Below are 19,379 nucleotides of genomic sequence, written 5' to 3'. Positions count from 1 at the left end.
CAGTTAGGATGACTTTCGCAGGTCAGTCACACTGTGGCCGCCAATCCCCCAGTTATCTGTATCGACTTCATCAATCACCACCACGGTTGTCGCTGGGTTTTTGCCCAGAGTGTCGACTAATAGCTGGGTGACACCGGCGATCAGCTGTTTTTTCTGTTCCGCCGTCGCCCCTTCGCGCGTAATTTTAATATTGACGTAAGGCATGTTTATCTCCATTAAGTTCTTGGGTATGGCATTGATTAACCACTATAGATGGGTTAAATGTACCGCGCCAGCCCACTTGGCGCTGTAGCTATCTGGAAATAATAATCTGTCAGGCTGCTATATTCTGTTATGCGACGATATAAAGTTCTGGCCGCCTGAGTCGATAACATCTTCAGAAGAAAAACCGTTTATCACCGGGTGTCCTCAGTTGTCGGCAATACCCATCGCCGTAGCTGTTTGGTGCCCTAAAATATGGCGACTAAACTGATGATGACCAACAAAATATCAGGTTTACTTGCGCCATCCTTTGCCGCTATTGATCGAAATAAAGGACAGAGCTTCTGGCGGCAATGTCAGCGTCGGTATACTTTTCAACCTATCTATCGTACCTCTGGTGCGCTGCTGGCTATCGAGTTGCTTACGGCGGTTTTTCATCCCTCATCACCGGATACCCGCTTGAATCCGGAAGATTATTTTAGTGCCATTAGTATTCGCGCCCGTTTGGATGTGGTGCTTGAGCAGTTGAGTATGGTGAAGCAGTGGCATGAGATATTTGTGCATCACTCGGTGTTGGTCTCAATCAACATTGATGGTCAGGCACTCATGGCAATGCAGGATGATCAGCAGGCTAAGATGTTAATCGATGCCATGCCTTACATTCGTTTTGAATTGCTGGAGCATGTCGACACCTCTCTTGATACCCCCTTTGCGCGTATTGCCGAGGCAGACCGGTTATGGCTGGATGATTTTGGCAGCGGACTGGCGAATTTCACTTCATTCATTAGTTGGCGCTATGAGTACATCAAAGTGGCCAGAGATTTGTTTATCTTGCTGCAAGAAAGTGACGTCGGGAACCAGCTGTTTTTCAAACTGGTGACTTTAATGGGCAGCTATAGCAAAGGGGTCATTGTTGAAGGGGTGGAAACCTCACAAGAATGGGCGATGGTGCAGCAGTCTGATGCTGTTGCCGCACAAGGTTATTATCTCTCCCGCCCGACATCATTTGATCGTTTACAATCCCTTCCGATGCTATTTTGCGGCTAATTTTACTGCTCAATAAATAAGCGCTTATTCCTCCGGCACCCCATCCTGTCCCCTTCTCGACTATGATTAAAGTAGTTTTTTAATTCATACTATTAATTTGATGAGTATTGGCATGGAGTTGTTATGACCAAAACCGGAAAAGTGCTGGCGGGCATTGGCGGGGTTATTGTGTTGCTGTTGGCCGCCGTCATCGTGTTCATTATGACTTTCGATTGGAATCGCCTAAAACCCACCATTAATGAAAAAGTCTCGACTGAGTTGCAACGGCCTTTCGCCATTCGTGGCAACCTCGGGGTGGATTGGTCACGGAAAGGTGATGAGCCGGGTTGGCGCGGCTGGGTGCCGTGGCCGCATATTCATGCTGAAGATTTGGTGCTGGGTAACCCGGCCAATTTAGTCAGTGATAAAACGGCGGGTCAGGCCCATTCTGCGGCGGGCAACGCGGAGTCTACCGCATTCCCTACTGGGGAAATGGTCACTCTAAAGCGGGTCGATGCCAGCATTGCGCCGTTGGCACTACTGACGAAAGAGGTCTGGATACCGCGTATCTGGTTGACACAACCGGATGCTCACTTGTTGCGGCTGGCGAATGGCGAGAATAACTGGACCTTTAATCTGGCCAATAACACCGAAGAAGATAAGAGTACCGTTTCTGATTGGTCGGTGAATATTGATGATATTGTCTTCGATCGCGGCCAGATAAACTTGAAAGATGCGGTGCTGAAAGCGGATTTGCAGGTGGTGATTGATCCCCTCGGTAAGCCACTGCCGTTTGCTGAGGTGAGTGGCGCACGTAATGAGAAAAAAGAGAAGCAACCGGCTGAAAAAACACAAAATAATGCGCCCGATTTTGTCTTTGGCTGGAAAGTTGACGGTAAGTATCAGGGCCAGCCCTTAACCGGCAGTGGCAAAATCGGCGGTATGTTGTCGATGAGTGATGCCAGCACGCCCTTCCCCTTGCAGGCGGATGTCCGTTCTGGTTCCACTCGAGTGGCGGTGGCGGGGACATTAACCGACCCCGGTAATCTAGCGGGGCTGGATCTGCAATTGAAATTCTCTGGTGCCAGTTTGGATAATCTCTATCCGCTGATTGGTGTGTTATTGCCAGCTACGCCCCCTTACAACACCGATGGTCGCTTAATCGCGAGTCTCAAGCCGGCCGGTGGGGCGGTGTATCGCTACGAAAACTTTAACGGCAAAATCGGCGACAGTGATATTCATGGCAATCTGGCCTATACCGCCAGTCAGCCGCGGCCGAAATTAACCGGCAACATGTCATCGGATAAATTGCGCTTTGCTGACTTAGCTCCCTTGATTGGGGCGGATTCCAATCAGGAAAAAGCCAATCGCGGCGAGCGCAGCCGACAACCCAGCAATAAGGTGCTGCCGACTGAAAAATTCGATACTAAAAGCTGGGGCGTGATGGATGCCGATGTCACCTATGCAGCTAAACGTATCGATCGGGATAAATCATTGCCATTGACTGACCTGTCGACTCACGTGGTGCTCAATAATGGTGAGTTGCGGCTCGACCCACTGCGATTTGGCATGGCTGGGGGGGATCTCAATGCGGCTCTACGCTTGAACGGCAATAAAAGCCCTATGCAGGGTAAGGTTGATTTACATGCCCGCCGCCTGCAACTGAAAGAGCTGTTGCCGCAGGTGCAGGCGATGCGCAACAGTTTGGGCCAATTGAATGGCGATGCTTCCTTTACCGCCAGCGGTAACTCGGTTGCCGCTCTGCTGGCGACCAGCAATGGTCACTTGCGCTTGTTGCTGAACCAGCGGCTAATCAGCCGCAGCTTGATGGAGTTACTCGGCCTGAATGTCGGTAACTATTTGGTGGCGAAGCTGTTTGGTGACGATGAAGTCAAAATTAACTGCGCGGTGGCTGATCTTCAGCTGCGTAATGGTTTGGCGACGCCACGGCTGTTTGTTATTGATACCGAGAATGCCATTATCAACATTACCGGAAATATCAATTTTGCTACTGAGCGGTTGGATTTATCCATTGATCCGGAAAGCAAAGGGCTACGAATTTTAACCCTGCGCTCTCCGCTGTATGTGAAAGGCACATTTAAGCGGCCGGATGCGGGAGTCAAAGCCGCGCCTTTGCTGGCCCGTGGCGCAGTTGCTGCGGTGCTGGGTGTGGCGCTGACTCCCGCAGCGGCATTACTGGCACTGATTTCCCCCAGTGAAGCTGAAGAAAATCAGTGCACCCCATTGCTGCAAAAAATGAAGCAAAAGAAATAGCGAGTTAATGTGTCGGTGGTTGGGGCAGCAATTGGCAACTGTGATCTTGCAGTTCCTCCACCGATGCCCGCTGTAGCTTTATCAGCCCGGCTTTACTGGCGAGCAATAAAAACTGCCCATCGGGCAAGGCTGTCATGGCGAGACCATAACGGCCCATTTCATCTTTCGCGCCCGGCACTTCATCCGCTAACAAACGAAATGCCCCTGATTGCTGTAATTCTGCCGCCGTCGTCCGCCGCACCAGATAATCATGCCCTAATAAACCGCCGGGCAAGGGCTGCCACTGCTGACGGAAATTGGCCTCTTGTGCCGCCAGAGCTGTTTTGACCTGTGGCTTCAGACAAGAAATATGAATATGTAAATGATCCTGACTGCGGCCATATTTTGAATTGATGGCTAGCGAGATATCCGCATCATCAATGGGTGCGCCGTATTTATCCGCCATAAAGTGGCGAGCTTGCCAGGCATCAAAGACATAGTTGGGGCTGTTGGTGGCTAATAACTGCGGGCTTTCTATGCCGCTGATTTTTGCTGTCGGCATCAACAAATACTGTAATGGCCCGTGCCTGTCTTTGTACACCACGAACCCCGCGGGGATATCAACTTCGGCACAAGGTTGCGGATTATGCGCTGTTTCCATATGGGGCACACATTGCTGGCTTACTATTTTCCATAATGCATCCGCATTGCTAAAGCGTAATTTATAGCCAATGCCCAACAGGATAGCGCCCAGCAATATCAATAAAAACCACGGTTTTTTTAGATAACGAAACATTAGCTTCCCTTCACTTTCCATGATGAGCCACTAGTGTAGTGAGATATCCGTGGAGTGGGCAAACCCCATAATGCTTATTTATCATTATGGGGTGTTGACCTTAAACAGAAATGTGCGGGCTATTGCGGGGCCTTATTGTCCGGCTCTTGGGGGAGAGTGCCGTCTTCGGCATAGCGGGCGGTAGCTATCCAGGCGGCGCAAAATAAGGTCAGGCGGGCGAAAAAGTAGAAAAAGGCCATTAAGCCAATCACTGAACCAAAGGCGGCCCCAGACGGGGAACTGGCAAGGCGCGGCAGCATCATGGTCATGACAAATTTGATGATTTCAAAGCCGATAGCGGCAATTAGGGAGCCCCGCAATAGCGCTTTTTTCTTCGGCTTATGTCGCGGTAGAATCCAAAATATCCATAAAAATAACAGATAGTTAGCAGCGATGGAGATGGATAAAGCAATCAGTGTCATGACCGGCCGCAACCACTCGATCCCCCCTAATCCTAATGCATTAACAATCGCGGATTGCGCCGCTCCGGCGATAGAAGTCAGTGAAAGAGTAATAATCAGCGCGATAACTAAGCCAGTGAGTGAAATAAAATCACGGGCGTAGCGGTAATAGAATTTTTCCTGATCCTGTGGATTGCGCTCCCAGACATCCCGCGACTGGGCACGAATGGCTTCGCGCAAATTCCCCATCCAACTGATACCGGAATAAAGAGCAATCGCCAAACCGGTTAATCCGACGGTGGTGCGCTGCTGAATAGCGGTATTCACTGTGTTTTTGAGTGTGGCCGCCAGACTCGGGTCACTGATGGTATTCACAATTTTATTAATTAATTCAGCCAATAAATCGGGGTTAGAGGCGAGTACAAAACCCACAGCGGCAAAAGAAACCATCAAAATAGGGATCAGTGACAAAAATGAAAAATAAGTAATGGCGGCCCCGAACTGACTACCCAGCCGGTCATTGAAACGATCTGTTGCGCGGATAATATGGGCAATAGCGGGGTAAGCTTTTACACGGTCAGTAAGCCGTGCCATAAAGGAAATTGCTTTTTTGCCCGTTTCAATGCCAGCAGTCAGCGGTGCTGGGTTGCCTCGCGGTGCGTTCGGCATAATGCTCCTTGAGTATGTTAATCCATGCTTTATGCAGATGATTATGCTAAGAAATAGGATATAAAACAGCTGCTAATCTGTTGATAATAGCAGAGTCGATGCCTATCACAACCTTGCCTGCGGCTATGCTGCTGTGGGTGTCGGCCAGGATTCTGGTGTAGTCATAGATTTTATGTGTGCTCAATTATCATCACTGCTGTGGTGTCTGCCGTCAGCGCTTCAAAAATATGTTCTACATCAGCGGAATAACTGATGTAGTCGCCGCTATTAAGCTCCACTGCCTGATCAACTGGCCCGACTCTGGCTTTCCCTGAGCCGATAATCACATGTTCAATGGTGCCGGGCATATGGGCTCGGGAGCGCCTGGCTTCACCGGGTTGAACATTGATCCGATAAATATCTCGCTGCACGCCCGCAGGGCACGCCGCCAGTAACGTGGCGGTGTAGTTTGCCTGCTCGGAAACCGCAGCAATCCCTTCATGCGCTCTGATGACCTGAACATGCAAGCGCGGTTGGGCGATAAGCCGACTGACCGGGACATCCAGTGCCATTGCCAGTGACCAGAGGGTTTCCAGACTAGGGTTCCCGGCTCCGCCTTCCAATTGCGATAATGTTGATTTCGCGATACCCGCGCGTTTGGCTAATTCCGTCACCGTCAGCCCCAACTTCTCACGTTCCCGGCGGATAGAGGCAGAAAGCAAGCCAATCGGGGTTGCCGCATGGTCTGAGTTATCAAGCACAGAGTCAGTCATTGTTCACCATATCATTCATTTGTTCATCTTGACGAACAATTCAAAGTCGTTCACCATAATAGTCACTTGTTCATTTTAATGTATTACCTGTTGAGTGCCAAGCATTCAAATAGCAAAGCATCTGGGGAGAAAGGCTGATGAAACTAAAAACGCGTGGCGCAGTGGAGATGATTGCCGCCATGCTTATCTCCGGCACCGTAGGCTGGCCGGTGATTGCCTCAGAGCAACCTGCGGTAACCGTTGTATTCTGGCGCTGTGTATTTGGTGCTTTAGCCCTATTTATTATCTGTGCCATGTTAGGTTTGCTCAAGCGCGGGGTGCTCACTCGACAACAGATTGTTATTGCCATCATCGGCGGGATTACGCTGGTATTAAATTGGGTTTTACTGTTTGGCGCGTACTCTTATGCTTCCATTTCGGTGGCGACGGTGACTTACCACACTCAGCCCTTTATGTTGGTTGGGCTGGGTGTGCTGTTTTTCGGTGAGAAATTAACCGCAAATGTGCTCTGTTGGCTGCTGGTGGCTTTTGGTGGGATGCTGTTTATCATTATCGGGCAGCAGGGGGGGATCACCTTGGGTTCCGACTATCTCATCGGCATCGCGATGGCGCTGGGGGCAGCCTTGATGTATGCAGTGACGGCCGCCATTATCAAACAGTTAAAAGGCCTGCCCCCCCATCTAATCGTGCTGATTCAGTTAGTGGTCGGCGCAATTTTATTGTCCCCTTTTGTGGTCTGGTCTGATTTACCGCTGCCGGGGAGTACATGGGGATTACTGTTGATTATCGGCGTTATTCACACCGGGCTGATGTCCTCGCTGTTATATGGCGCGATTCAGAAAATACCGACCAGCCTGGTTGGCGCGCTCTCTTTCATCTACCCGGTGGTGGCGATTATTGTCGACTGGCTAGTGTTCGGTCACCGCCTGAGCGCCGTGCAAATGGTGGGGGCTAGCGCAATCCTACTGGCGGCGGCGGGGATGAATTTTGGCTGGAAACTGATGGGGAATCGCTCGCACGAAAGTCAAAAATATTCTTGAAGATAATATTGAAAGCAATTTGTCCTAAGCAATAAAAAAGGCTACAAACCCTGCGGTTTATAGCCTTTTAAGGTTTATTAAAAAACCTTAGCGCATAGTCACAAACTCTTCAGCAGCGGTCGGGTGGATAGCGACCGTGTTGTCGAAATCTTTCTTGGTTGCGCCCATCTTCACGGCGACCGCGAACCCTTGCAGGATTTCATCCATACCAAAGCCAATGCCGTGAATGCCGACAATCTTCTCTTCCGGCCCTGCGCAGACAAGCTTCATCCGACATGGCTGGCGGTGCTGAGTCACGGCACTGTACATCGCGGTGAAAGACGATTTGTAGACTTTCACTTGGTCGTCGCCAAACTTCTCGCGCGCTTGCGGTTCAGTTAGGCCAATAGTGCCGATCGGTGGGTGGCTGAATACCACAGTCGGGATATTGCTGTAATCCAGATGCTCGTCCGGCTTATTATTGAACAGGCGCTCGGACAAACGGCGACCGGCGGCAACCGCCACTGGGGTCAGCTCAACGGCACCGGTATTATCGCCAACTGCGTAGATACCTTTAACGTTAGTATTCTGGAACTTATCGACTTCGATATAGCCTTTTTCATTGGTTTTGACACCGCTGGCAGCCAGATTCAGGTTATCAGTTGCCGGTTCACGGCCGATGGCCCAAATCAGATGGTCGACAGTTACTTCAGTGCCGTTTTCCAGTTGCAGTGTCAGGCTGCCATCCGCATTCTTGATAACCGCTTTCGGCACTGCTTCAGTATGCAGCTTTGGCCCTTCGGTGTTCATCACTTCCAGCAGGGTTTCAACAATCAAGGGATCAAAAGTACGCAGTGGTGCATGTTTACGCACAAATAAATGTGTTTCTGTGCCTAACCCATTGAGCACGCCCGCGATTTCTACCGCGATATAACCGGCACCGACCACCGCAACGCGTTTTGGCATTTCGTCCAATTCGAAGAAACCATCGGAGTCGATACCATACTCAGCCCCTGGAATATCCGGATGACTTGGGCGACCGCCGGTGGCGATCAGGATGTGATCGGCGGTAATCTTCTCACCATTCACTTCCACAGTATGCGCATCCACAAAACGCGCAAAACCATGAATAACATCCACTTTGTTATTACTTAAGCCACGGTCATAAGACTGATGGATACGATCGATGTAAGCAGTACGATTGGCAATCAGCGTTTTCCAATCGAAATGATTCACGGTGGTGTCGAAGCCGTAATCCGGGCCATACAGTTTAATGGCTTCCGCAATTTGCGCCGCATGCCACATCACTTTTTTCGGTACACAACCGACATTTACACAGGTGCCACCGAGCTGTTTAGCTTCAATTAGCGCACATTTTTTGCCATACATGGCTGCCCGGTTGATAGACGCGATCCCGCCACTGCCACCGCCAATTGCTAGATAGTCGTAATGTTTGGTCATCAGGGTCATTTCCAAGTCGTTTAAAAAATTGCCTATCAGTGTAGCGCTTGATAACGCTTTGTGCATCAATGGCTCTGATAGGCGATTCATTTATGAAAGAATTATTCCAGTGCTATCTATACCAAAATAATTCGAGTTGCAGGAAGGCGGCAACTGAGTAAATCCCCAGGAGCTTACACAAGTAAGTGACTGGGGTGAGCGACGGCAGCCAACGCATCTGCAGCTTGAAATATGAAGGGTATATTATTCCGGCACTACCCATTTCACCAGCGTATGGCCATGGCCAGACGGCACCAATGCTTTGTGCAGCCATGGCAACAGCGTATTCATTTGCTGTTCCAGCTTCCATGGTGGGTTAATCACAATCATACCCGAGGCGGTCATACCGTGTTGGTCACTGTCTGGGCGAACGGCCAATTCAATTTGCAGAATACGGCGGATGCCCGTGGCTTCCAGATCCCGTAATAAACGTTTGACTTGCTGGCGTAAAACCACCGGATACCATAGTGCATAAGTGCCCGTTGCAAAGCGTTTATAACCCTCCTGAATGCCTTTTACCACATCCTGATAATCGGTTTTCATTTCATACGGTGGATCGATAAGAATCAAGCCACGGCGTGATGGCGGCGGTAACTGTGATTTAAGCTGCTGATAACCATCCGCTCGTTGGACTTTAGCGCGCTCATCTTTGGCAAATTCATTGCGCAACAACGGGTAATCACTCGGGTGCAGCTCAGTCAGATGGATTTTGTCGTATTCACGCAGTAAATGGCGAGCAATCAGCGGTGAGCCGGGGTAATAACGCAACTTCTCACCACGGTTAAAGTAATTGATTGCACTCATATACGGGGCTAAATCAGCAGGTAAATCATCACGTTGCCACAGTTGGCCGATACCCTCAAGATATTCACCTGTGCGCTCTGCATGCTCGCCACTTAATTGATAGCGGCCGGCACCAGCATGGGTATCCAGATAAAGGAACGGTTTTTCTTTTTCTTTCAAAGACTCAATAATCAGGCTTTGAACAGTATGTTTAAGAACGTCGGCATGGTTGCCAGCGTGAAAACTATGGCGGTAACTGAGCATTTTATTTTAACCAATTGATATTTAGCACATTGCGGCAGTGTTTCTTGCGATCTTTCTGGGTGGATGCGACAAAGCATCGCCGTTATAAACCGCAGCCAACACATTATGGCAACTAGTATAAACTGTCTGGTGGATAAAAAGTGAAAAGCATTAATTTGTGATGAATACCTCCCCGGATACAATGGATATAATCATGGTAGTGATGCCGCCAGCCATTGATTTTCATGCTGACAGACCTCATGTTGTTTGTTCACACATTAATTCATACATAATCTATTATTCGTCGCTGGACTGCTTCTGGCGTTGGTATTCAAAAAATAATCAGGACAACCCTATGACAAATCCGCTGTTGACCCCGTTCTCCCTGCCGCCATTTTCTGCTATTCGCCCTGAAGATATCGTGCCTGCGGTAAAATCCGCTCTGGATGAATGCCGTCAAGCGGTGGAGCGGGTCGTCGCCCAGCCAGGCCCTTTCACCTGGGATAACCTGTGCCAGCCATTGGCGGAATCCGATGACCGCTTATCGCGCATTTGGTCGCCAGTTGGGCATCTGAACTCCGTCAAAAATAGCCCGGAATTGCGCGCGGCTTATGAACAAAGCCTGCCGCTGCTGTCGGAATACGGCACCTGGGTGGGGCAGCACAAAGGTTTGTATCAGGCCTATGTCAGCTTGAAAGAAGGGCCAGGGTTTGATGCATTGACCGCGCCACAGCGCAAAGCGGTGGAAAATGCACTGCGTGATTTCCAATTATCCGGCATTGGTCTGGAACCTGAACAACAAAAACGTTATGGCGAAATCGTGGCCCGTTTGTCTGAGTTGGGCTCGACTTACAGCAATAATGTGCTCGATGCCACCATGGGCTGGAGCAAATTAATTACCGATGTCGAGCAACTGAAGGGCTTGCCGGAAAGTGCATTGGCCGCCGCTAAAGCCATGGCTGAAGCCAAAGAACAGGACGGCTGGTTACTGACGCTAGATATGCCGAGCTACTTACCGGTACTGACTTACGCCGACAATGCTGAATTGCGCGAAGAAATGTACCGCGCCTTTGCCACCCGTGCTTCTGATCAGGGGCCGAATGCGGGCAAGTGGGATAACAGCGAAATCATGGCCGAAATTCTGACTCTGCGTCATGAATTGGCCCAATTGCTCGGTTTTAGCAGCTATGCGGATAAATCGCTGGCGACCAAAATGGCCGAAAGCCCGCAGCAAGTGCTGGGCTTCTTAAATGATTTGGCAAAACGCGCGCGCCCACAAGCGGAAGAAGAACTCGCGCAGTTACGGGATTTTGCTGAAAAACATTATGGTGTCAGTGAGTTAGCCGCGTGGGATATCACCTATTATTCCGAGAAACAAAAGCAGCATTTGTTCTCCATCAGTGACGAGCAATTACGGCCTTACTTCCCAGAACAGCGGGTGGTAGAAGGGCTGTTTGAAGTGGTGAAACGTATTTATGGCATTACTGCCAAAGAGCGCCAAGATGTCGATACCTGGCACCCAGATGTGCGTTTCTTCGAGTTATATGACGCCAGCGGCGAACTGCGCGGCAGTTTCTATCTGGACTTATACGCCCGTGAACACAAGCGCGGCGGTGCCTGGATGGATGATTGTGTTGGTAGTCTGCGGTTGGCCAATGGCCAATTACAAAAACCGGTTGCTTATCTGACCTGTAACTTTAACGGGCCTGTCGGCGGCAAACCGGCATTGTTTACTCATAATGAAGTGACCACGTTGTTCCATGAGTTTGGCCATGGTTTGCATCATATGCTGACCAAAATTGATACCGCGGGTGTTTCTGGGATCAATGGTGTGCCGTGGGATGCGGTCGAATTGCCAAGTCAGTTTATGGAGAACTGGTGCTGGGAGCCGGAGGCGCTGGCGTTCATTTCCGGTCATTACGAAACCAACGAGCCATTGCCACAAGAGATGCTGGATAAACTGTTGGCGGCGAAAAACTATCAGGCGGCGCTGTTTATCCTACGCCAACTGGAGTTCGGCTTGTTTGATTTCCGTATGCATTACGAGTTTGACCCGCTGACCGGTGCGCAGATCTTGCCTGTTCTGTATGAAGTGAAAAAACAGGTGGCAGTGGTGCCATCGCCAACGTGGGGCCGCTTCCCACATGCCTTTAGCCATATTTTTGCCGGTGGCTATGCTGCTGGTTATTACAGCTACTTATGGGCGGAAGTGCTCTCGGCTGATGCTTTCTCGCGCTTTGAGGAAGAAGGCATTTTCAATGCCGCAACCGGCCAGTCGTTCCTTGACAATATTCTGTCCCGTGGCGGCTCCGAAGAGCCAATGACCCTGTTCAAGCGCTTCCGTGGCCGTGAGCCGCAGTTGGATGCTATGCTGCGCCATTACGGTATTAAGGGCTAGAATGTGTCACAGGTAAGTATTTGTTTATTGTCTGAAGCAGGCGCCGATCCCGGCGCCTTGTCTATTCTGGCTGAACGCTGGGGTTTGGTGTCTGACGAGCAATCAATTATGGCGTTGGTGCTAACACCTGAGCGCCTTGAGCTGCGCAAGCGCGATGAGCCGAAACTCGGTGGCATTTATGTTGATTTCGTTGACGGCACGCTAGCCCATCGCCGTAAATTTGGTGGCGGGCGCGGTGAGGCTGTCGCCAAAGCGGTAGGGATCAAAAAAGGCTATCTTCCGCACGTGGTTGATGCTACCGCAGGCCTGGGGCGGGATGCTTTTGTATTAGCGGCACTGGGCTGCCATGTGCAAATGTTGGAGCGCAATCCGGTGGTCGCCGCATTGCTGGATGATGGTTTGCGCCGCGGTTATCAGGATGCCGAGATTGGCCCGTGGTTACGTGAGCGGCTAACATTGTTGCATGCGTCCAGCTTAACTGCGTTGGCGGATATTGAACCGCGGCCGGAAGTGGTTTATCTCGACCCAATGTATCCGCATCGGCAAAAAAGTGCATTAGTTAAAAAGGAAATGCGGGTGTTCCAATCGCTAGTGGGCGCTGACGAAGATGCCGATGGCTTACTGGCACCGGCGCGGGCATTGGCGACCAAACGGGTGGTGGTTAAGCGCCCGGATTATGCAGAACCTTTGGCGGGGATGACTGCGCAGGGCGCAGTGACCACCAAAAGCCACCGTTTCGATTTATATACCCATCTTCCTTGACGCCGCAGCGGTGTTAGCGGCACTCACTTACCCGAATCACTGACTTGTGTCAGCTCATCGGGATGCGTTTGTTTGCTGCCTTGCTGCAACGCCAATGACTTTGGGTAATACCCATCTTCCGAGAGCGAGTGGTCGAGGTTTTTCAACAGCCTGAAGCGGCGGCAAATTATTGCTGTCGCTTTTGATTTTAAGTATTCAATATTATGTCGTGAGCAGCGGGTTGATGATAAAGTTATTTAACGTGAGTTGATGTTTGCCGGTGAGCTTGATCATCATGTCGGCTTCATGCAGCTTATTATCAAAATCAACCATTAAATAAGTTATATCTCTTACTTCATCATATTTCTGCATTATTTCTGTCTGACCACTAAAACTGAATTTATCAACTAGAGCAATATCTTCATTACCATATATAAGTGGAGATAAATCTATTTTATCTTCACCTGATTTGAAATCATGAATAGTGTCAGCAGATGTGGTTAAAGAATCTTCAATATGGTGGTAGGTAAAAGTATTATTTCCCTTACCCCCCCAAAGATGATCGGCTCCGTTGCCACCTGATAATTTATCATCGCCGTCCCCACCCGCCAGTACATTAACTTCCTTATTACCCCATAATTGATCATTGCCACAACCACCAATAGCATTTTCTATCACCACCCCATAGGCAATGGAGATATTGCCTTTTAGCCCCCCAATATGAGAGAAGCTGCCTGCGGTGAGATTAATAACCTGATCTTGGGTTTGATAAGAGAAATCAAGAGTATCAATACCGTCTGCATCCCATATACAAAGTATGGGGGCATGGCTGGAATAGGTATAAATGTCATTCCCGGTTCGGGTGCTCATATTCGGGCCATAAAGATATTGGAGTGCGGCGATATCATATAGTTGTGGCGTGTATGCATAATGCCCACCATAGTCGGCATCTGAATACCATTCAGAGTAATAGCTCATGACGCTTTTTTGTTGTGTCAGCCTAACAGTATCATGAGTGTGTTTCAGGCCAAGAGTATGCATGATTTCATGAGTAAAAACGCGCCCACCATAGTTTGAGTGGGTGGGGGTAAGATTCTCCGGGAAATCAGCATTAATACACACCGGGCTGAGATTTCTTTGATTAGGACTATAGGCATAACCTGCGGCACTGATAGGTTGCTCGGGGTGGACATTGACAATGGGAATATTAGCGTTAACACTTTCATTAACTTCAATGAATCTGATGTTTGCCACATCGGATATGCTCTGCATCGCGATTCTTGTCTGCGATATTTGCCACTGATTAAGCGCAGAAATCGGGCCGTCATTCTTGAGTCGATAATAATGATACTCTTGAGAAATACTCTGCTTAAATGAATAAGTCACAGCGGTCATGTTGTGATTATCTTTATTTTCCCATTTGTATTCATAGACTATTGCTGAGAGTTCCATATTGTTTGGCATATTATTAATACTTATTTTATCATTGCTATTTATAACGTCAGTGTGAGTTTTTAAATATTCCTTTAACATTCCCATTCCTTAATCATTAAAAATGAATTATTTTAATATCTATTAATCCGAGAAGGGAATGTCACTGATTAGGTTCTTATTTTAAATAAGCGAAATCTTAAAGAGAAATTTTAATATGAATACGTTGGATTATATAAATACGATGGTTGAATGCCATTGGGTAAAAACATCCCATATTCTTATCAATGCTTATCTCAAAGAATATGGGTGTTTTATTATTTACAGCACGCCTTGGGCCAGCATGGCATCTGCCACTTTGACAAAGGCCGCAATATTAGCACCATGAACATAGTGGGTTTGCTTACCGTCACCGCCATACTCGACACAGGATTGGTGAATATCCAGCATGATGTGGTGCAAACGAACGTCAACTTTCTCTGACTTCCAGCTCAGGCGGGCCGCATTCTGGGCCATTTCCAGACCTGAGGTCGCAACGCCACCGGCATTGGCCGCTTTACCCGGTGCAAACAGAACGCCGGCATCCAAGAAAGCATCAGTGGCCTGAATGGTGGTCGGCATATTAGCGCCTTCAGCGACGGCTTTAACCCCATTGGCAATCAACTGACGGGCGGCAGGTAAATCCAGCTCGTTCTGTGTTGCACAAGGCAAGGCGATATCAACCGGAACACTCCACGGCTGTTGGCCCGCTAAATAGACCAGATTACGTTCGCGGGCATAATCTTCAATGCTGCCGTAACGTTTATTTTTAATCTCGGCCAAATGGGCCAATTTTTCTGGCGTAAAGCCTTCTTCATCAACCACAGTACCACAGGAGTCAGAGGCGGTAATGACTCGAGCGCCCAGCTCCATGGCTTTTTCGATAGTGTATTGAGCCACGTTACCCGCACCGGAAACAGAGACTCTTCTGCCTTCAAAACCTAAACCGTGGCGCTTGAGCATGGCGTCGGTGAAATAAACTAAACCATACCCCGTGGCTTCCGGGCGAATAAGACTGCCGCCGAAAGAAAGCCCTTTGCCGGTGAAAACACAGGCGGTGTTATTGGACAGTTTCTTCATCATGCCGGACATAAATGCCACTTCGCGGCCACCAACACCAATATCACCCGCAGGAACGTCAGTATCCGGGCCAAGATGACGATAAAGCTCAGTCATCAGTGCCTGACAAAAACGCATGACTTCCGCCTGACTTTTCCCTTTCGGATTAAAATCAGAACCGCCTTTACCACCACCCATTGGTAATGTTGTTAGGGCATTTTTAAAAGTTTGTTCAAAACCCAGAAACTTAAGAATGGATAAGTTTACTGATGGATGGAAGCGCATTCCGCCCTTATAAGGGCCAATCGCTGAGCTAAACTGAACACGCCATGCGCGGTTAACCTGAACCTTACCTTGGTCATCAGTCCAGGCAACGCGGAACTGAATGACTCGCTCTGGTTCGACTAAACGTTCCAATAGGCCTTGTTCACGGTAATGAGGGTTTTGCTCCAGAAAGGGCCAAAGTGAGGTGAAAACTTCACGGACAGCTTGGAGATATTCTGGTTGGTTGGCATCACGTTGTTGTAAAGATTCTAAAAATGACTCCAGAGAGTTTAAACAATTCATCACTAATAATTCCTTGTACCCATTGAGACTCTCCTAACAGATTTTTGCGGTCTATTATTATTATCCAAAATAGTGAGGAGACGATGTTGTGCATCTTCGACTATATCACTGGTTTATATTCATGCCGCAAGTGATTTTGACAAAAACTTAGCAGGGTTATTAATGTGTGGAGATATAGGGTGGGCGTGGGGTTCAGCATAAAAAACGCCCGCTAAAGGCGGGCGTCATGGGTGATTAATGCTAAATTAATGCTGTTTAGTAGCTTAATCGTCTCCATTAGTCTCATCATCGCGCAGTGGTACGATGAGCATATCGACATGAACGGTATTGATCAGTTGGCGTGCTGAAGACATCAACTTGCTCCAGAAATCCTGATGATGGCCGCATAATACTAAGTCCATATCGTATTTCTTAATGGCATCAACCAAGACCTGACCCAAATCACCACTGCCACTCAGCGTTTGCTCAATGGGGTACCCGGCATTTTGAGAAAGTTCGGTCAATGCATTGTGCGTTTCTTCAGAAATGCGTTTCTGCATATCGCCAAGATTAACGTCGATCAGGCCGGTATAAAGATCTGAGTAGTTAACATCAACATGGATCAAGGAAACTTTGGCATTGTACGGTTTGGCCATAGAGACCGCTTTTTCCACCAACACCTTACTTTCCGGAGATAGGTCAACCGCAATCAGAATGTGTTTGTAAGCCATAAGTAAACTCCTTCCATAATGTTAATTAATGGGTAAGCAAACATTCAACCGTTGAACGGGTGCTAACGCGATATCGACATAGTACCATTATGACCCCTAATTGAAGTGTTTCACGGATCACAACACACTGTTTTGATGATGATCACTAAAGTCTGTGTATATCTTTTACACGAATGTCCCATCAAGCTCTACCGTGCATGGCCCTAATATAGGGTCATATTGATTGAATTTAAAGCAGTTCATTATCCTAAGTATAGCGCTGATTAGGTATCATGATGGACGTAATTTCATATTTACTACGCAAATACTCCCTGTAAAAAATGGCGATTTAATTAATATAGTCAGTTAAGAAAGCTTAATATTTAGCCAGTTTTAGTAGGGAATAAAAGCATTTCTGCACGAGAAAAGTTTGTTATAAGTTAATACTAATTGATACTTAACAAACCCCAAAATAGGCTTAATTTAGAGATTATCAGGCTATTTTTCATTTCATTTCCTACACTCATAAAGGGAGTCCAACACGTTCGGATCGTGTGTCGAGGGAATAATGCATCGAGCCACAATCAGAAAGCGAACGATAGGGGGTGGCTTTTGAAGCCCTGGGGGTGTTTGTATCAGCTAGAGTGAGCGATGGCGCAAGGGTTCAGGGGAACACAGACCTAATGCGGGTAATATCGCTGGGAGGATGATTATGATCAGTACCGTCGCGCTTTTTTGGGCTTTGTGTGTGGTATGTGTGATTAATATGGCGCGTTATTATTCATCACTGCGTGCTTTATTAGTGGTATTACGGGGTTGCGACCCGTTGCTGTATCAGTATGTTGATGGCGGTGGATTTTTTACCTCCCACGGTCAGCCGAGTAAACAGATTAGATTAGTTGGCTATATCTTTGCCCAACGTTATCTGGATCATCATGACCCGGAGTTTATTCGCCGTTGTGAAAGGCTACGTGGGCAATTTATCCTGACTAGCGCATTATGTGGTTTGGTCGTGGTCAGTCTGGTGGGCTTAATGTTGTGGTATTAGTATGAGCTTCTGGCAAAAAAACATGTAAAAAGGCGACCTGATAAGGCCGCCTTTTATTTGCTTTTAACCCAGTGTTATCACCATTTTATATCATCAGGGTTCCGCTCAAAGCGCCCTGTGAATGTAATAAATTTTCTGGATTTAGATAAACTTCAACGCTATCCAGTACAACCCACCGGAAAGAAGAATAGAGATTGGCAAGGTTAATACCCACGCCAACATAATATTCTTCACTGTCTTACTCTGCACACCACCACCATCCACCAACATGGTGCCGGCAACAGCTGAAGAGAGCACTTGAGTTGTCGATACTGGCATACCGGTATAACTTGCAATACCGATGGAGACCGCCGCAGTCATCTGGGCAGAAACCCCTTGCGCGTAGGTCATGCCTTTCTTACCGATTTTTTCACCGATAGTGACTGCCACACGTTTCCAGCCGATCATGGTACCCAAAGACAGGGCCAGAGCGACGGCAACGATAATCCAGGTTGGTGCATATTCCACAGTTTCTAACAAATCTGTCCGCAGATTATTGAGGAAACGGCGGTCTTCAGCACTGGTTTCTGGCAGTTTGGCGACAGTCCCTGCGGTTTCTGCGACACACATCAACAAGCGACGCATATGGCTACGTTGATCGACCGTCAGGTCATCATAGCTTTGCAGGTTCGCCAACAGCGCCTGCGCATTATCAATCGCTATCATGGCGCGTGAGCTATCGCAGTGGAACTGTGCCGGTGTATTCGGCAATGTCTCTGGTGTTGGCACCAGTGGCTTCAGCGCGACAGCATGAGGTAATACTTCAACATGCTGCTGATAATATTGTTGCAGATGAGTTACTGCATCGCGGGTGCGGGCAATATCATAGCCTGTTGCATTCATATTCACGACGAATCCAGCGGGAGCCACGCCAATTAATACCAGCATGATCAAGCCAATCCCTTTCTGACCATCGTTAGCGCCGTGAGAGAAACTCACGCCAATAGCCGATATGATCAGTGCTGTACGGGTCCAGAATGGCGGTTTACGTTTACCGTCTTTCTTTTCACGTTCCGCAGGTGTCAGGTGAATACGTTGCTGCTTTTTGGTTCCGTTCCAGTAACGACGTAACAGGAACACCATCAAACCGGCAATAACCAAACCCACAATTGGGGATAAGATTAATGACAGGAAGATTTGAATCATCTTAGGAACGTTCAGCGCATCGACAACAGATGTGCTGGTCATTAATGCATTGGTTAAACCAATACCGATGATTGCACCAATCAGCGTGTGCGAACTGGAGGCGGGGATACCGAAATACCACGTGCCCAAATTCCAGATGATCGCCGCCAACAGCATAGAGAAGACCATCGCCAGCCCATGTGCTGAACTGACATTTAACAGCAGATCAGTAGGCAATAAGTGAACAATGGCATAAGCCACGCTCAAACCGCCCAGCATCACGCCGAGGAAGTTAAACACCCCTGCCATCACGACAGCCACCTGTGAACGCATGGCGCGGGTATAAATTACGGTTGCAACCGCATTGGCTGTGTCATGAAAACCATTGATGGCTTCGTAAAACAGCACAAACAACAAAGCAAGAACTAACATTAGGCCGGTATGGAAATCCAGGCCAGCGAAAAGATGCAGCATAAGCGTTACGCCAGTTTGTGGACATGAACGCGGCGCATTATCAGTGACAATGGGGGGTGGGGAAAAGGAAAATATGACCTTTTTTTG

Annotated in this window: 16 protein-coding genes; 6 read left to right on the top strand and 10 right to left on the bottom strand. The window is 48.4% G+C overall.

Annotation, left to right across the window (positions count from 1 at the left end; translation table 11 throughout):
* Positions 1–3 precede the first annotated feature (3 nt).
* Positions 4–204, bottom strand: coding sequence for a 2-hydroxymuconate tautomerase family protein (locus DX162_RS06155; RefSeq protein ID WP_004388926.1), 201 nt, complete (start codon positions 202–204; stop codon positions 4–6).
* 252 nt (positions 205–456) lie between these two features.
* Here DX162_RS06155 and pdeH point away from each other — a divergent pair, with 252 nt between their 5' ends.
* Together pdeH and DX162_RS06145 are read left to right on the top strand one after the other, a co-directional pair.
* Positions 457–1,248, top strand: a complete 792-nt coding sequence (pdeH, locus tag DX162_RS06150) for a cyclic-guanylate-specific phosphodiesterase (RefSeq protein WP_004388929.1) — start codon at positions 457–459, stop codon at positions 1,246–1,248.
* Positions 1,249–1,371: 123 nt separating this feature from the next.
* Complete coding sequence (locus DX162_RS06145; protein WP_004388930.1) at positions 1,372–3,501, top strand: AsmA family protein; 2,130 nt, start codon at positions 1,372–1,374, stop codon at positions 3,499–3,501.
* A gap of 4 nt (positions 3,502–3,505) precedes the next feature.
* On the opposite strand, the gene DX162_RS06140 is transcribed toward DX162_RS06145, so the two are convergent.
* The 3 genes from DX162_RS06140 to DX162_RS06130 all read right to left on the bottom strand — a co-directional run bounded on the left by DX162_RS06140 (position 3,506) and on the right by DX162_RS06130 (position 6,137).
* Complete coding sequence (locus DX162_RS06140; protein ID WP_032819085.1) at positions 3,506–4,276, bottom strand: CDP-diacylglycerol diphosphatase; 771 nt, start codon at positions 4,274–4,276, stop codon at positions 3,506–3,508.
* Between the two features lie 119 nt (positions 4,277–4,395).
* Complete coding sequence (yhjD, locus tag DX162_RS06135; protein WP_004388932.1) at positions 4,396–5,385, bottom strand: inner membrane protein YhjD; 990 nt, start codon at positions 5,383–5,385, stop codon at positions 4,396–4,398.
* A 170-nt stretch (positions 5,386–5,555) separates the two neighbouring features.
* Positions 5,556–6,137, bottom strand: coding sequence for a helix-turn-helix domain-containing protein (locus DX162_RS06130; RefSeq protein ID WP_004388933.1), 582 nt, complete (start codon positions 6,135–6,137; stop codon positions 5,556–5,558).
* 137 nt (positions 6,138–6,274) lie between these two features.
* On the opposite strand from DX162_RS06130, the gene DX162_RS06125 reads away from it, so the two are divergent.
* The gene (locus DX162_RS06125; RefSeq protein ID WP_004388934.1) at positions 6,275–7,177 is read left to right on the top strand and encodes a DMT family transporter; all 903 of its coding nucleotides are present in this window, start codon (positions 6,275–6,277) and stop codon (positions 7,175–7,177) included.
* Between the two features lie 87 nt (positions 7,178–7,264).
* Here DX162_RS06125 and gorA read toward each other — a convergent pair whose 3' ends face one another.
* Together gorA and DX162_RS06115 are read right to left on the bottom strand one after the other, a co-directional pair.
* Positions 7,265–8,617, bottom strand: a complete 1,353-nt coding sequence (gorA, locus tag DX162_RS06120; RefSeq protein WP_032819114.1) for a glutathione-disulfide reductase — start codon at positions 8,615–8,617, stop codon at positions 7,265–7,267.
* Positions 8,618–8,860: 243 nt separating this feature from the next.
* Positions 8,861–9,703 (bottom strand): 23S rRNA (adenine(2030)-N(6))-methyltransferase RlmJ, encoded by an 843-nt coding sequence (locus tag DX162_RS06115; RefSeq protein ID WP_004388937.1) that lies wholly within the window; start codon positions 9,701–9,703, stop codon positions 8,861–8,863.
* A gap of 334 nt (positions 9,704–10,037) precedes the next feature.
* Between DX162_RS06115 and prlC the strand changes: the two genes are divergently transcribed.
* Positions 10,038–12,080: an oligopeptidase A gene (gene prlC, locus DX162_RS06110; RefSeq protein WP_032819086.1), complete on the top strand. Its 2,043-nt coding sequence runs from the start codon at positions 10,038–10,040 to the stop codon at positions 12,078–12,080.
* A gap of 3 nt (positions 12,081–12,083) precedes the next feature.
* Complete coding sequence (gene rsmJ / locus DX162_RS06105) at positions 12,084–12,842, top strand: 16S rRNA (guanine(1516)-N(2))-methyltransferase RsmJ (RefSeq protein WP_032819089.1); 759 nt, start codon at positions 12,084–12,086, stop codon at positions 12,840–12,842.
* 201 nt (positions 12,843–13,043) lie between these two features.
* Here the strand turns inward: rsmJ and DX162_RS06100 are convergent, their stop codons facing one another.
* The 3 genes from DX162_RS06100 to uspA form a co-directional block, all read right to left on the bottom strand.
* Complete coding sequence (locus DX162_RS06100; RefSeq protein WP_004388941.1) at positions 13,044–14,354, bottom strand: M10 family metallopeptidase; 1,311 nt, start codon at positions 14,352–14,354, stop codon at positions 13,044–13,046.
* A gap of 219 nt (positions 14,355–14,573) precedes the next feature.
* Entirely contained in the window at positions 14,574–15,917 is a 1,344-nt protein-coding gene (gene gdhA / locus DX162_RS06095) for an NADP-specific glutamate dehydrogenase (protein WP_004388942.1), read from the bottom strand.
* 263 nt (positions 15,918–16,180) lie between these two features.
* On the bottom strand, positions 16,181–16,627 hold the full coding sequence (gene uspA, locus DX162_RS06090) for a universal stress protein UspA (RefSeq protein ID WP_004388943.1): 447 nt from the start codon (positions 16,625–16,627) through the stop codon (positions 16,181–16,183).
* A gap of 691 nt (positions 16,628–17,318) precedes the next feature.
* Here uspA and uspB point away from each other — a divergent pair.
* Positions 17,319–17,654 (top strand): universal stress protein UspB, encoded by a 336-nt coding sequence (gene uspB / locus DX162_RS06085; RefSeq protein WP_005187112.1) that lies wholly within the window; start codon positions 17,319–17,321, stop codon positions 17,652–17,654.
* 141 nt (positions 17,655–17,795) lie between these two features.
* On the opposite strand, the gene pitA is transcribed toward uspB, so the two are convergent.
* Complete coding sequence (gene pitA, locus DX162_RS06080; RefSeq protein WP_004388945.1) at positions 17,796–19,292, bottom strand: inorganic phosphate transporter PitA; 1,497 nt, start codon at positions 19,290–19,292, stop codon at positions 17,796–17,798.
* Between the last annotated feature and the right edge of the window lie 87 nt (positions 19,293–19,379).

Source organism: Yersinia kristensenii, assembly GCF_900460525.1.
GTDB classification, from domain to species: Bacteria; Pseudomonadota; Gammaproteobacteria; order Enterobacterales; family Enterobacteriaceae; genus Yersinia; species Yersinia kristensenii.
The sequence above is the reverse complement of the archived record's forward strand: the minus strand, read 5'-3'. Positions and strand labels throughout refer to the sequence as shown.